12 protein-coding genes are annotated in these 15,063 nt (G+C 33.1%); 4 read left to right on the top strand and 8 right to left on the bottom strand.

Translation table 11 applies throughout. The features are described from left to right. Positions 1–116: 116 nt before the first annotated feature. Positions 117–827 (top strand): lipoyl(octanoyl) transferase LipB, encoded by a 711-nt coding sequence (gene lipB, locus ES676_RS11045; RefSeq protein ID WP_148370393.1) that lies wholly within the window; start codon positions 117–119, stop codon positions 825–827. Between the two features lie 77 nt (positions 828–904). Here the strand turns inward: lipB and ES676_RS11040 are convergent, their stop codons facing one another. The 4 genes from ES676_RS11040 to ES676_RS11025 form a co-directional block, all read right to left on the bottom strand. Beyond that, on the bottom strand, positions 905–1,615 hold the full coding sequence (locus tag ES676_RS11040; protein WP_148370392.1) for an AAA family ATPase: 711 nt from the start codon (positions 1,613–1,615) through the stop codon (positions 905–907). 17 nt (positions 1,616–1,632) lie between these two features. Then, complete coding sequence (locus tag ES676_RS11035) at positions 1,633–2,682, bottom strand: nucleoid-associated protein (protein ID WP_148370391.1); 1,050 nt, start codon at positions 2,680–2,682, stop codon at positions 1,633–1,635. Between the two features lie 370 nt (positions 2,683–3,052). After that, positions 3,053–3,613 (bottom strand): hypothetical protein, encoded by a 561-nt coding sequence (locus ES676_RS11030; protein WP_148370390.1) that lies wholly within the window; start codon positions 3,611–3,613, stop codon positions 3,053–3,055. Between the two features lie 83 nt (positions 3,614–3,696). Then, positions 3,697–4,533 carry a DUF4412 domain-containing protein gene (locus tag ES676_RS11025; protein ID WP_148370389.1) on the bottom strand — a complete coding sequence of 279 codons (837 nt, stop codon included), beginning with the start codon at positions 4,531–4,533 and terminating at the stop codon, positions 3,697–3,699. Between the two features lie 127 nt (positions 4,534–4,660). On the opposite strand from ES676_RS11025, the gene ES676_RS11020 reads away from it, so the two are divergent. After that, complete coding sequence (locus ES676_RS11020) at positions 4,661–5,224, top strand: RNA polymerase sigma factor (RefSeq protein WP_148370388.1); 564 nt, start codon at positions 4,661–4,663, stop codon at positions 5,222–5,224. Positions 5,225–5,231: 7 nt separating this feature from the next. Then, a complete protein-coding gene (locus ES676_RS11015; RefSeq protein ID WP_148370387.1) occupies positions 5,232–5,957 on the top strand; it encodes a tetratricopeptide repeat protein in 726 nt (241 codons plus the stop codon). On the opposite strand, the gene ES676_RS11010 is transcribed toward ES676_RS11015, so the two are convergent. The 4 genes from ES676_RS11010 to ES676_RS10995 all read right to left on the bottom strand — a co-directional run bounded on the left by ES676_RS11010 (position 5,949) and on the right by ES676_RS10995 (position 12,808). Continuing rightward, complete coding sequence (locus ES676_RS11010; protein WP_170234450.1) at positions 5,949–8,603, bottom strand: CHAT domain-containing protein; 2,655 nt, start codon at positions 8,601–8,603, stop codon at positions 5,949–5,951. The two genes, ES676_RS11015 and ES676_RS11010, sit on opposite strands and share 9 nt — an antisense overlap. 209 nt (positions 8,604–8,812) lie before the next feature. Further along, positions 8,813–9,466, bottom strand: a complete 654-nt coding sequence (locus ES676_RS11005) for a hypothetical protein (protein ID WP_148370385.1) — start codon at positions 9,464–9,466, stop codon at positions 8,813–8,815. A 248-nt stretch (positions 9,467–9,714) separates the two neighbouring features. After that, positions 9,715–12,150, bottom strand: coding sequence for a ribonuclease HII (locus ES676_RS11000; protein WP_148370384.1), 2,436 nt, complete (start codon positions 12,148–12,150; stop codon positions 9,715–9,717). Positions 12,151–12,208: 58 nt separating this feature from the next. Continuing rightward, the gene (locus tag ES676_RS10995) at positions 12,209–12,808 is read right to left on the bottom strand and encodes a ribonuclease HII (protein WP_148370383.1); all 600 of its coding nucleotides are present in this window, start codon (positions 12,806–12,808) and stop codon (positions 12,209–12,211) included. Positions 12,809–12,950: 142 nt separating this feature from the next. On the opposite strand from ES676_RS10995, the gene ES676_RS10990 reads away from it, so the two are divergent. Then, positions 12,951–14,921 carry a putative porin gene (locus ES676_RS10990; protein WP_148370382.1) on the top strand — a complete coding sequence of 657 codons (1,971 nt, stop codon included), beginning with the start codon at positions 12,951–12,953 and terminating at the stop codon, positions 14,919–14,921. Positions 14,922–15,063 lie beyond the last annotated feature (142 nt).

Raw genomic sequence — 15,063 nt, 5'->3', positions numbered from 1 at the left:
CTTTCAATTAGTAATTCTAGCTTAACTTATCATAATAGTATTCTCTACCTTTTTTTAAACTACTTTCACTTAGTAACATTAAGAGCTTCAGTAATTAATTTGTAATTTTGTAGTCTATGAATAAGCACATCGAACTACAGGATTTAGGGTCTAAAGATTTTAAAGATACTTGGAATTACCAAGAGGAATTATTTAAAGGGATTTTAGATATTAAAATTAGAAACAGAAGAGAAGATGCAAGTTTGGAAACCAATAACTATTTTCTTTTTGTTGAACATCCGCATGTTTACACCTTGGGTAAAAGTGGAGATGTGTCCAACTTATTGCTTAATGAAGATCAGCTAAAAGAAAAAGGAGCCGCGTTTTATAAAATTAATCGTGGTGGTGATATTACGTATCATGGACCCGGACAAATTGTTGGTTACCCTATTTTGGATTTGGATAATTTCTTTACCGACATACATAAATATTTACGCTTTTTAGAAGAAATGATAATTCTTACTCTCGACGAGTACGGATTAAAAGCCGAACGTAGCCCTGGAGAAACTGGCGTGTGGCTAGATGTTGGGACGCCGTTTGCTAGAAAAATTTGCGCAATGGGTGTACGTGCGAGTCGCTGGGTAACAATGCACGGTTTTGCCTTAAACGTAAATGCTAATTTGGGCTATTTCGATAATATTATTCCTTGTGGCATTCGCGGAAAAGCCGTGACTTCTCTTAATGTAGAATTAGGAAAACTAACCGTTAACGAAGACGAAGTCAAAGAAAAATTAATAAAACACTTTGCAATGCTTTTTGAAGCTGAGTTTACGACAGCAAAGGTGTAATTTACTATGGTATACAAATTAAAAAAAGCGGCCTTATTTTTACGAGATTGCTTTTTTTATGATCTATAAAGCGTGGATTATAGTAGTTTCTGCTCTTCTTCATTAATAATTTGTGCTTTTATAGCCTGATGTAATCGGTCTTTTGCTTCAGCATAAGAAATGTCGTAGGCTCTAGAAAACTGATGGTATTCTTTTGGGAAGTGTTCCAATAAACTATCGTAATAAGTGTTTAGCTCTTCTTTGGTAGGGAGTTCGAATTTTAGTTTAAGCTGAAAACGACGTAACAATGCCGAATCGATAGCATTACTATAATTAGTGGCTGCAATTAAAAGCGCGTCTTTTGGGTAATAATCAATAAGCTGAATAATGCTATTTACCAGACGCTGCATTTCGGCAGAGTCTTTTTGGTTAAGGCTTCGCGATGTGCCTAAATAATCAAATTCGTCAATAAATAACACCGCTTTTTCTTGCGCCGCTTTTTTAAACACAGTGGCTACATTTTTCGGCGTCTCACCTAATCTTGCTGATACAATCGTACTTAAATCTAAAATATAGATTTTTTTGTTAATGTGTTTAGCAATGGCTTTTGCTGTTGTTGTTTTTCCGCAACCGGTGTGGCCGTACAATAAAATTTTGTTATCTGCCGCTAAATCGTACTTGCTTAACGCATCAATATGCTTAAATTCTTTAAGTAAACGCGTTAAAGAATTTTTATTCTCTGGACTAAAATGAATGGTATCAAAGTCAATTGTTGTTTCGTCGTGAATCGTTAAATTAGAAACGCTCATTATCTTGTTTTAATTAATTAAGCTTCATTGTTAAAAAACACCTTATAATAATGCATTTTTTTGTCCTCGTCATAACCACGTTCTAAATGTTCACTCGCCGCATCAGGCGCATCAATATCTAATTTAATTTGTATGTGAGTATCTAGTTTTATATCGGTTTTAATCTTTTTCTTTTCTTTTGTAACTACAGCTTCAGCCAAATCGAATTGATTACGTAATACTAAACTTAAATCTGTTTCATAATCTTTTTTAAAATCTTCAAATTCTCGAATGTGTTTTTCATCAGTAAAAACCTCTTCTTTAAAACGCTCGACATTTATCGTTTCATTTTCTTTAAAATAATCTATCGTTTTCGCTAAAAAGATATTGCGCTCTTGTTCGCCGTAACTTGTTTTTAAGACTTCGGTAGAAAACTCTTTGCATAATTCTAAATAGTTATGCGTATGGTTATTCATATCGTCGGCATACTTAATATTTAAGAAATTATCGATCCAATATTGCGCGTCGTAACTGTTATTGTCTACACTTAAAATAATATGGCCTTCGGTGTCTTTTTGGTTTAAAATTAAACAGCCTTTATCTACTTTTTTAGAGCTAATTCCTTTTTGTACCAGCACATCGTAACTATTATTTTCTAAAAAGGTTTGAAAAAAATTGACTTTACTCTCAATTTTAAAAATACCGATAGCATTTGTTACCATCTCCTTATATTCTATGCCTTCAAAAATAGCGACTAAAACATCTCCGGTTTTTATTTGCGCCGAATTAGATTGCTCGTATAAATGTTTTACAATATTTTTTGAAGACTCTACAAAGGCTTCTTCATCTCCTAAAATGGATTTTGCGTAGGCGTTTATTTCATTCAATTCTACATTTGCGTGATGATTAAAACGGAAACTTTGCACAACAGATCCGAAAGGACGCAACAAAAATGGAAGCATAAGTTCGTAACTCGCTTCGTCGAAATGCACTTCTTTCTCAGAAAAAGCATTTTTTGTATCGTTGTGTTTGTTACCGACTTTATGAATTATAAACTTCGAAATAGTCGCATTTGTACGTTTTATCATCTTGTAAATTTGAATTAAATCAGAATTGAGTTTTGCCTATGCAATAGTACTAATTATAGTAGAATTAAAATAACAAAAAATGATAACTCGCGTGTTTCTTTTTATATTGGAACTCTAATTTTTGAATGATTCTTTAGCGGAGAAATGACTACAGTTATGGATTGTGAGTAAATATAATGTAATTGTGAAGGAAAGTTTTTGAAGAAAAAAGAACTCCGCAATACGATTTAGAGGTTTGAAATTAAAAGTAGCATAAAACCAAATTGATTAATAGCACCTTGATTGTAGGAAAGGGTTTTACCACCTTATTAATTTCGATTTACTAATTCGTGCTCTATGGGTGTTACGGAGTTTAAGAATAATTGGAGGCTTAGTATGCAATATCGTAATAGTCGCAAACGGCTCTAAAATCAGTTACATCTACGCCAGCGTTCAATAACTCTTCATAAGCGTTTAGATTATTATTACTGTTTTTGGAACTATTGGATGCTTCTATAATTACAATTTTAAGCAAATCAATATCACCAGCATTAATACTATATGAGCTTCCGGTAACGCCATCTACATAATCTAAACTATAGTTGCCTACAGTAATGGTTATCGAAACACTAAAAGGAATAATATCGGCAACAGCAGGTAAAGGAAACCACATCTCGCCTCTTTTAATATAGCCTAGTATGACGTCATTATTTATGACATCTTGGGTTAATTCTGGCACAGATTTATCGTCGAACGAACCTGATTCCGTAGACATATCTATAGTTAATACTTGTACATTGGCATTGCCATTTATTCCATCAGTTCCCGAAATACCCTGTTCGCCTTGTGCACCAACAACGCCATCTGCGCCGTCTTCTACAGAACAGGAGAAGCTAAAACTAATTAATAAAGCTAATACTACATACTTCGTTTTTAATACTAAATGTTTCATAATTTTAATGTTTAAGATTAATAGTTTATTTACTTATTTAATTGGACTTTTTACAAAAGGTTAACAAGAGAACTTCTTTTTTTTTAATTTTTGTACAAAGACCCATATTCTGAAGTGTCTAAAGTATAATTGATTGTTTCTAAAGCAGTACATACCATTTTCATTGGTTTAGGTTTACGGCGCGAAGTATCTACCATATCCATTTCCATAACTAAACCGTCACCAAGACTTAACCATTTTTGATTGAATTTTTTAGTGCCTTTCATTTGTTGCTTCAGGTTTAAAAAACGCACTTCAGTTTCTTTTGTAATCCAAATAGAACCTTGGGAGTCTTGGCTTTTTACGGTATATTCTTCACATAAAAACTTTAAAATAGTTTTGGTGCGTCCTGTTTTTTTAAATGAAATGTTTTGTTCTGTTTCGACCTGTTCGGGAGCATCGTTTATATCGAAACCCATACTAATTACCGTTTTTTTGCCATCGACAGTCATAAAAGTGAATAGTGTATTTCTTGTAGCATCGATAACCATAATCATATCCTCCATACCTTTCTCTTCGTAATTATATTTTGAGCCCATATAATTGCCGCTTTCGGAAAGGAAATAGGTAATGTCGAAAGTCTTTTTACCATCATTAAATCTCATAACATATTTATGGGTAAACGCGTAGCTTCCAGCGGGAGCTTCAGCTTTACCCATAATATTAAAAGGACTGCTAGTTTTCGAAGTTTTTGAAGGATTATTAAATGTAGAGTCGAATGCTTTACTTGTTTCTCGTGCTGTTTTTTCTTCGGCTTTCCCTTCAATGGTACGCTCGACAACTTTGCCTAATTTTTTTCCTAGCTTTTTAAAAATCTGAGCGTTTATAGAAGTGCTAACACACATAAGAATAATTAAGGGGAGTAATTTAAATAGTTTCATAATTAAAAGGTTTTGGTTTACTATTTAATAGTATGGAAATAAAAAGGTTAACATTAAATATGAGTTTTTTTTAAAATGTTGTATTTTAGATTAAAGTAGTGTTAACCTTTTCGAAGCATTTACATTAATGGGTACATTAGATTTAGACATCACAATTGAAGACCTCCAAAAAGGATCGGAGATTATTTATAAAAAGATTTACGAGAATAATCGGGCCAGATTTATTCATTTTGCTAGGCGCTATAATTTGGAAGACGACGACATTATAGATGTATATCAAGACGCTTATATTGCCTTTTATACTAATGTAATGAGTGGAAAATTGCAGGCGTTAACTAGTAGCGTTTCTACCTACATTATTAGTATAGGAAAGTTTATGATTTTTGATAGGATAAAAAGAAGTAATAAAATGGAAATAGTAGATTTTGATGTGCGTCTATTACAAAAAGAGTCTAAAATTAGTGAAACCATTGAAATGGAGACAGAAGCATTAACAACGCAACAGCGCTTGCTTAAAAAACATTTTAAAACGCTAGGTAAACAATGCCAAGAACTACTCACTTTGTTTTATTACCGTGGATACACCATAAAAGAGATTTTAAGCCAAGGCGATTATAATACCGAAAATGTAGTAAAAAGCACCAAATCGCGTTGCATGAAAACATTAAGAGAACGCATAAAGCTTAACTAAATTTGTAATGAAAAAAGAAGAATTATTAAACGGTTATTTTTCTCACAGCTTAACACCAAATCAAGAACAATTATTTGAGAGTTTATTAGCTGAAGATGCCGAATTTAAGGCACAATTTGAATTTGAAAAAAACTTAAAACTTGCGATAAAAGAGACCGAAAGCGAGCGTCTTAAAACCAAATTGAAAACCTTAGAAACCGAAATAAAGACGCGTAAAGAATCTGATGAGAAAACACAATGGTTTAATTGGAAAATAGCGGCGGCAGTACTTTTATTTATGTCGGCTAGCTGGTTTGGCTACGATGCTTTTTTTGGTGTAAATACCGTAGAATTATACGCAACTAATTACGTTACACATCCTAATACTGTGTTTCCTATTACCCGAAGCGACACTATAAATTCTATAGAACGTCAAGCTTTTGTGGCATACGAAGCTCAAGATTTTGACATGGCTTTAACTAATTTTAATACTATTAAAAATCCTGAAGAATATATCTTATTTTATAAAGCGCAGACCTATTTAGAACTCGGTGACTTAGAAAAAGCAAAGGGACTACTTAATAAAAATACCACCGAAGCTTCTTCTTTTATTGGGGAATCACATTGGTATCTAGCGTTAATTTATTTAAAACAAAATGATATCGTACGGGCCAAAAAGGAACTCAAATTAGTTTTAAGGCAACAGAATTACAAACGTCAAGAAGCTAAAAAGTTATTAAATAAGTTAAGTTAATTTACGCCGATTTTTAATTAAAAGTAGTATAATTAAAAGCGCGACGATACCTATTATATATACTGTATAATTTGTTGTTGTTTGTAAAGGGGTTGTATTTCCAGAAATAATAAATCCAGACCAATAATAAGGGTGAGACAACCCCGTTTCTTTATTAGAATTAATAAATTCTAGTTTAGCGGCTTGGAGACTCTTATCTTTTGGTTGCCCAGAAGCTAGGTTAGAGTAAAATGCATCCATTAATTGTGAGGAAGACGCGTCGTTAATTTTCCAAAGCGTACTCGCTAAACTCGAGGCGCCACTAAAGTAAAACCCGCGCGCTAAACTGAGCAAGCCTTCCCCGCGTTTTAATTCTCCCATCCCGGTATCGCAAGCACTTAACGTTACCAAATCGGCATTAAGTTTTAAATTATATAGGTCTTTTACATATAGCAGATTTTCATTTTTTATGTTGGCGCTAAATGCCAAGTAGGAGTACTCTGGGGTAGAATTATTAAAAACGGCGTGAGTAGCCAAATGTAGAATACTGTATTTACTACTTAAAGTATCAAAAGCCTTCAAATTAGCTTGCGTATCAAAATATAAATCACTTTTAAAATGATTTGCTAAGCTTCGGATTTCCTTTGCTGTATTGGGTAACGGTAAAAGAGTGCTAATTTTACCTGCGAATGTAGGAGCAAAGGCTAAAAGTTTTCCATTGTTTTTCTTTTTGCCCTTTAATTGCTCTAATAATGTAGCCGAATTAATGTAGCTAATCTCATATTCTTGGATCGCATAATTATATTCTGTGTTTAAAGATTCTAGCGCTCCAAAAGGAATATAATTGAGTAAACCGTCAGGAATAATTACTAAGTTTTTAATTTTTTCTAGTTCAAATGTTTTCGGCATTAGAATAGCAAAAAGTTCTTTAGAAATTGTAGCTAAGTTTTTACGATTGGAAGTCGGCGAACTTATAAGTTTTTGAAAATTTAAAAGGGACGTTTGAAGTGCTTTAGTATTGCGAATGCGTTTCAGTTCTTTAGTAGAATTGGTAATGGTAATGCGGTAGATGAAAGAATTACCGTAGAAAAATGCAATTATGGCTTCCTTAGTTTTTAAGGATTTCTGAAGTTGATTTGCGGTAACGACGTCTTGATTGTATTTTAAATTGTAATAGTTTATGTGGTCTTTTTCAAGACCTTCGATAAGTTCTCGGTACTCCAATTGCAATTCGAATAATTCATCTTTTTTATCAGTATTAGTATTGGTGTTGAGTTCTTTTTCTAATGCCGTGATTTGGTATTTTAAAATGTGCTCTTTTTCGATAATATGATTAGGAATGTTGGCATAAGTAAAAGCCTCGCTAGTTAACAAGGCATCCAGAAGGAGTACACTTTTGTTTTTTTCGGTAAGAAAGAAAGCGTGGTCAATTAATGCTTCATTTTTAGTCTCTCCATATAAGTTGTACGTAGCATCCAGGCCTGTTTCAATTAAAGGATAAGCGTCGTTAATTAATAATAATTTATCCGTGTTGTTTTTAAAGGAGGGTTTTAAAATGTCTAAAATAGCAACGGCGCGATGTACCGTTTTTAGGGCGTTTTCGTAATCTCTAATTGTATTTAAGAGCTGTGCTTTTATCTTTAATAACCGAAATAACATTGTATTGTTTACCGATGAAGAAATTACGTTATCCCCAGAAACATTTTCTATAGCCTTATTTATTTGTAATAACGCTTTAGGATACTGTTGAATAGCACTATAGAATTTAGATAATTCTTGATAGATTTCGGCAGTTTCTATATGTTTTTTAGTGTTCCATTTAGCAGTATTTAATAGTAGTGCCTTATTAAAATTAGCTACCACAGCAACAGTGTCATTATATAAATGAGCCAATTGTGCCACTGTCTTATAATACTTATACGTATACGGATTGCTGTCCTCCAGAAAAGGTGCCATCTGTTTTAAATAGAATTCCGCACTATCAGTTAGTTTTAATGAAATATAGTTTTCTGCGATGGTATTGGCTTCGGTGAGTATTCCATTAGCATTATTAAAAACAATACTTTGTTTTAGCGATTTTTTATAATAGGTATTAGAAACTAAAGGTTGGTTTTGCTTTTTATAAATTTCGCCAATTAAACTGTAAATTCTATTCAGTTTAAAGACACTGTATGCATCTTCTGCGTGCGTATTTAAAAACCGAATCGCTTTGCTATAATAGTCTTTTGCCATTTCATATTTGCCATCGTTGCTATACATTTTCGCGATTGTTGTGTAGGCACCATAAACTAAATCGTTATTGGGATTATTATTTATGGCTCTAGGATCGCTTTGTGATACATCGATAATAGATTTTAGTGCATCGCGTGCTTTTGTATAATCGTTTAACTTATAGAAATAAACGCCTTTATCATAATTTGCCGAGTTCTTTATATAATACAAACGATCAAGTTGAGATAAAGCGTCTTCGCGAGCACTAAAAATACTGTCGATTTTTTCGATATTGCGTTTTAAAGTACAGAAATCATTAAAATAAGCCGCTGATTTGTTGGCGTATAAATAGGCGTAAATCACATTGGTATAAGTATTGGGGTCTTTTGAGGCCGAAACAATAGCGTTAGAATAGTGAAAAGTGGAGTCCTTATTAGTATACATATAAGTAGTCATCTTTTTAAACATGCTATGTATATCTTCACTTTCATTCTGAGCGCAAATAGAAATCGTGAAAAGCATAAAAAACAGCGACATGAGGCTGTGTTCTATTAATTTAAACGTGATGTTTCTTGGTTTAAAAACCATTATGAATCTGTAATTTGAAAATGAAACGCAGCAGTATAAAGAACTCTAGAGATTTTCAGAGAAAATCAAACTTAAAATTAAGGAGTGTTCTCTATAGGATGTACGCTAACCGAAACATCGTATGTTTTTTTAGAGTCGTCTTTCATTATTTTTTCTATGGTTAAAAAGCCTTCGTCTGTAAATTTTTCTAAATCGGTATTTAAATCGAAAACTACTAATCTCGTATCTAAAATGGGTTCTGGCATAATGTCTTTGGTAGAAAATATTTTTTTACCATTGTTGTCTGTTAAAGTAGCCGAAAGCGAAACAACAGTATTGGTCGCTACAACTTGATTAAGTCTATTAAAGACATCAAAACATAAACAAGGAACAGGCGGCGGCGGCGGTGGCGGCGGTATTATTGGCAGCACTCCTTTTTTAACGAGTATTATAGCTTGGTAATCATTGTTAAGTTTTAAAATTTCTGCTTCGGTCTCTTCGAGAAATACGATGCTATTCTCATCGTTTTTGCCTGCTTGGATTGTCGCGTTTAAACTTTCCAATTCTTTTTTTAAATCTATAATGCGATGTTTAATATAGGCGCGTTCCAAATCGCCTTCGTAAACATAATTATAACTGGTCAGTTCTTTTTTTACAGAATCGGTATCTATGTCTTTATCAGATTCTTTTTTATCATTATTACAAGAGATAAAAACTAAAAGGAACAAATAAATAAGAGGATTTATTTTCATAATACACTTGTTATTAGTTGGTTATTAAACTAAAGTTAAGCTATTTATGTCACATTATAAATAAAAGATAAAAGAAGTTTAAGCGCTGTTATAGAGAAATATAATAAAATTAGAGAAGTGAAAGGCTGTAATTAGTTAGCGCTAAAGCTTCGAATGTAACAGTATTAAAAGAACGTCAAGCCTGTTTAAAAGAGTAAAATAAGCTTGAAAATTATCGTTTTTAGTCTGAATAATTTCCGCTTTGCGAATTAATTAATTTCGTACAGTAAAATAGAATTAGACTCTCCTTTAGTAATAAACTCCAAATTGCTGTCCTTATCAATATTGTCTAATTCAATAGTAGAGTTACCATAAACAGGGAAGTTATCGATGCTTTTTGCTTGGCTATCAAAAAGTAAAACTTTTTGGGCTTGTAAATCGGTTACCGATACGTAAATTTTATTATTGATATAGAATATCTTTGGCGCTGTGTAGTTTCCAAAATCCAATTCTAACGTCTTATTTCTAATCATTAGTTTGTTGTCACTTTGTGCAGCCAATGTTTTTGTGGTAGTAGTAAACGCTACGTTATCGTTTAAATCTAGATTTTTTATGCTAGCGCCTCCTTTTTGGTCAATGCTTATTAGTTTCCCGTCTTGGGTAATCGTTGTAAACGTATTGTTGTATTCGTAAACGCCTTGATCGCTGTAATTAGCTTTAGTTTTTGGGGTAACACGAGCCGAACCGCGACGTGATAAAATATGAAGTTGCTTCTCTGTTTTTACCAAAATATAATCTTTATTTCCTAAACGTATGTGTTGCGGTTTGTGATTAATCGTTCCGTTTGCTTTAGTAAATTTAAATCCTTTTACTGTTTTTCCTGTAGCATCATAAAGTAATACATTGGAGCCTTGCGTAACAAATAATCTGTATTTTTTATTAGTATCGTAATCAAATACCGATAAGGGCTGTGTGATTTTATCTTTAAAAATCATCGGGAAATTGTCTACATTCTTTCCGTTTCTAGCAATTACATACACGTGGTTTGGCGTTGCAAATACTAATTGTAATCGGCCATTTTTATAGGTGTCAATCTGTTCAATACTACCTAAAATTGGTCCTTTTAATTGTTTCTTCCATAAAATATTTCCAGTATTAGAAATTAAATACAGTTTGTTTTTAACATCTTGGACTACAATTTCTTTTTCTTTAGTACGATGGTTTAGCACAAACTGCGGTGTATTTAAAATATCGTTATCTAATTTAATATTTAAAAGTTCTGTAACGGCATTGCGTTCTGCTTTTGCTTTATTCTTTTTAATGATGGCATTAACGTGGGCGAAATTAGTATCGTATATGTATTGAATGCCAGATAATTTATACGCTTGTAACGTCGGTTTAATTTCAGAATCCAGCCCCTTTTCTAAAGTAGTTTTTAAAATTGAAGAGGTCGCCATTTGAAATAAAGACGATTGGTCGCTAAAATTTGAAACCACTTCATTATAATAGTCCCGATCGCTAAGAGTCGTTTTATTTTGGTAGTTCGCAATAATATTTTGAAGGTTTTCTATGGTGTTCGAAAACACAAAAAACTGATCGATATTACAATAATAAGCGGCCTCTTTAAAACCGATAAGTGGCGAAAATGTTTTTTGAAAAACAGCAGGCGCATCAAACCTATATATGGTGACTTGTCTGTACTCTTCCGCTTCGGTTTGTGCACTAATTAAAGCATCTCTAGTAGCAATTACATCTATCGAATTTAATACAACAGCTGTATTATCGCTTTCCGTGATGACGCCAACTTCCACAATATTGTTAAAAAGGGTTGTAATAGAAGTGCTGGTTTTAGTCCCATTGAAAGCCTCCAAATTCGATTTAAAAGTGGCAAACGAATCAAAAGTAAAACTCATTAAATAATCGCAGTTTGAGGGTGCTATTTTAGCAATTTGAGTGTCTTGTGGTGTCGTGTTTTTAAAAACGTTGATTAAACTATTTGTAGAATCGTTAGCCATAGTAATACCATTTAGTAAAATACGGTCTTGAGAAATCTCGGTATCAAAAGCACTATAATTTGTAAAACGAGAGGTGAAAAGACTGTCCGAAGGTAAAAGTGTAGTTTGCGTTTTTAATTGTTTGTGATTTAAAATCACTGAAAACGATTGGTCTGTATTTGTCGTTTTAATTATTTTATCTAACTGTGCGTTCTTTTTTGTGGGTTGTAAAATAGCCTCAAGAAGTGGCTGTGTAGAGGCTGCAAAAGCGATACTGTCTTTTATTACCGCATATAAACGTTCGTTTTTAATCGTTATTTTTTGTGCTATGTATTGGTTAATCTTAAATTGTTCAGATTTATGATTCTGTAACGAGTCAATTTTAAATAGGTTTGGTACATATTTCGTAGCAAATGTAAACTGCAAACTATCGTTTTTATCCTTTAATAAAGAGAGCACAATACGTTGGGTAGTATTTACATAATCTAAGGCGACTAATTTTTGAGATAGTTTGTCGTAATTTTTAGTGTCGGCTAAGTCTCCAAGTAAACTATTGTTTTTAAGGTTACTGGTTAAACTTTCTTTGTCTTTTATATGAAGTATAACCGAAGCATTTTCAGGAATTGCATCATATAGCGACGTGGTGTTAGACGTGTTTTGGCAACCCGAAAGTATAAACACTGATAAAAGACTAAAATAAATGTTTTTCATAAAGACTAGTGACATATTTTGGTAAAATTACTTAATCTATTTCTTTTAAAAGAATAAATTAAATCTCAAGTTTTATTTGGTCGGGCAAAAGCTTAAAACTCTTTCGGTGGTATTTTGTAACACCATATTTTCTAATCGCTGCGCGGTGTTCTTTGGTGGGGTATCCTTTGTTTTGCTTCCAGTTGTACATAGGGAACTCCTTATCAATAGTGTTCATATACGCATCGCGATAGGTTTTTGCTATAACCGAAGCGGCCGCTATACTTAAAAACTTGCTATCCCCTTTAACTATAGTCTCGTGGGGTATGTTTTTATAAGGTTTGAATCTGTTACCATCAACAATTATAAACAGGGGTGTTGGTTTTAAATTCCCTATGGATTGTTGCATTGCTAAAATTGAAGCATTCAAAATATTAATCTCGTCTATTTTTTCTTGGTAAACGTGCGCGTAACTAAAACAAAGAGCTTCAGCTTCAATAATAGGTAATAAGGCATCGCGTTTTTTTTTAGAAAGTTGCTTAGAATCATTTAATAAAAGATTTTTAAAATGAGTAGGTAATATAACAGCGGCAGCCGTAACTGGGCCAGCTAAACAACCTCGGCCAGCTTCATCTGTGCCACATTCTAATTCTAAACCAGAATAATTTAATTTCAACATTTATATAATACTTAGTATTTTGGCGTTATTAAAGGTAATATTTAAGTCTTTCTTTGTAGAAGATAAAATTCCAAAAAGATATTTCCTATTTTTGACGAAACTTAAGACCTGAGTTTTAAAGTTTAAAAATAATTATGATTTAATGAATAAAATAATTTTAATCCTATTTTTATTAATCTTTAGCATTACAGCCACCGGACAAATAAAACAAACTCTAACTAGAGCTGATTTACAACAAAGCAATAGGAACGATACTATTGCTGATAATAGGGGCGCAAATAAAAGCACTAGCAATAAAAACGTTAAAAATGACGCTGTTAAAATCACCGATTATTTAGTCGTGTCTCAGGCCAACGATACCACTCATGTCGATACCACATTAACCATACAAAAGGAGTATAAATACAACTATTTGCGCAAAGATAATTTTAATCTTATGCCATTTGCAAATATCGGACAAAGTTATAATACGCTAAGTTACGACTTCGAGAACACAAGCCTTTTACCCGGGTTTGGTGCGCAAGCTAGACATTTTAATTATATGGAGGCCGAAGATATAAAGTATTACCACGTGCCAACACCGTTAACCGAGTTGTTTTATAAAACCGCTTTTAAGCAAGGGCAATTATTAGATGCTTTTTTTACCGTAAATACCTCAAAACAATTTAATGCCTCTATAGCTTACAAAGGACTTCGTTCTCTAGGTACTTACCAAAACGTGCTAACAAGTACCGGGAATTTTAGGTTTACCTCGAGCTATCAAACTAAAAACAAGCGCTATAATGTGCGCGGGCATTTTGTAGCTCAAGATTTAATGAATCGAGAAAATGGCGGACTAAAAGACAGTAATGTTACTTTTTTCGAATCTGGAGATAAAGATTTGCTAGACAGAGCCCGATTGGAAGTCAACTTTCAAGACGCCGAAAACATTCTTAAAGGCAAACGTTTTTATCTAGATCACAGTTATCAGTTTATAAAAAAAGAAGATTCAACCTCACAAAACACCCTAAACGTAAAACACGTAATCTCTTTAGATCGCCGTGCATATAAGTACGAACAAGAGGCAGCAAATACCTATTTCGGGGAAGCCTTTCAAGCCACCACATTAAAAGACACCGTCTCATTAGAAAACTTTTATAACCAAGTACAAATAAATTACGCTAATAATACACTAGGAGAATTGCAGTTTAATGTTAGTAATAACCATTACAATTACGGGTACGATAAAGTTGTAGTGCTAGAAAACGAAACATTAACCAATCGTTTAATTGGTGATATTGTTACTGTTGGCGGTAAATACAAAAAACAAATTGGTCAATTTAAAGTTAAAGGAGATGTTGGTTTAAATGTATCTGGCGATTTCGAAGGTAATTATATAAAAGGTGAAGCAGCCTTTGCTTTAAACGACGATATTTTAGTTGCTGCACAGTTAAATCACAGCTCTAAAGCACCTAATTATAATGTTTTATTATATCAAAGTAGTTATATAAATTACAATTGGCAAAACAGCTTTAATAATACAAAAACACAGCAATTGGCCTTTCATATTAAATCGGATAAATACGTTAATCTATCCATAGACGCGACCACTATAAACGATTATATATACTTTAAAAATTCAGATGTAGATGGACTTGTAAAGCCGTTTCAAAATGAGGCTTCCATTTCTTATTTAAGATTTAAAGCCAATAAGGAATTTCGAGTGGGTAACTTCCACCTCAATAATACCGTAATGTATCAAAACGTAAAAGACGATAATCAGGTCTTTAACGTTCCAGAAGTAATTACCAGAAACACGCTCTATTATTCAAATTACATTTTTAAAAATGCAATGTTTTTGCAAACCGGCTTCACGTTTAACTATTTCACAGAATATAATATGAATGGTTACGATCCCTTACTAGCAGAATTTTACGTGCAAACCGATAGAAAATATGGTGGATTCCCGCGATTGGATTTCTTTATCAATGCGAAAGTGCGTCAAACGCGTATCTATATAAAGGCCGAACATTTTAACGCACCTTTTACCGGTTACGATTATTACGCCGCTCCAAACCATCCGTATCGCGATTTTGCCGTGCGATTCGGTCTAGTTTGGAACTTTTTTCTATAACTTATATTATATTTTGGGCGTTACCGCATTGCAAAACACTGTTTTGTTTTGCAATGCAGTCAGGCTTTCGGCAGTCGCTTCCCGATAAAAAATCGGGAGAGCTCCAACAAAGCCTCAATCCTTAACGCAGAGATCGCGACGA

The sequence above is a fragment of the Bizionia saleffrena genome, assembly GCF_008086175.1.
Lineage (GTDB): Bacteria > Bacteroidota > Bacteroidia > Flavobacteriales > Flavobacteriaceae > Bizionia > Bizionia saleffrena.
Note: the sequence above shows the minus strand (reverse complement) of the source record. Positions and strands in the feature narration are given on the sequence as shown.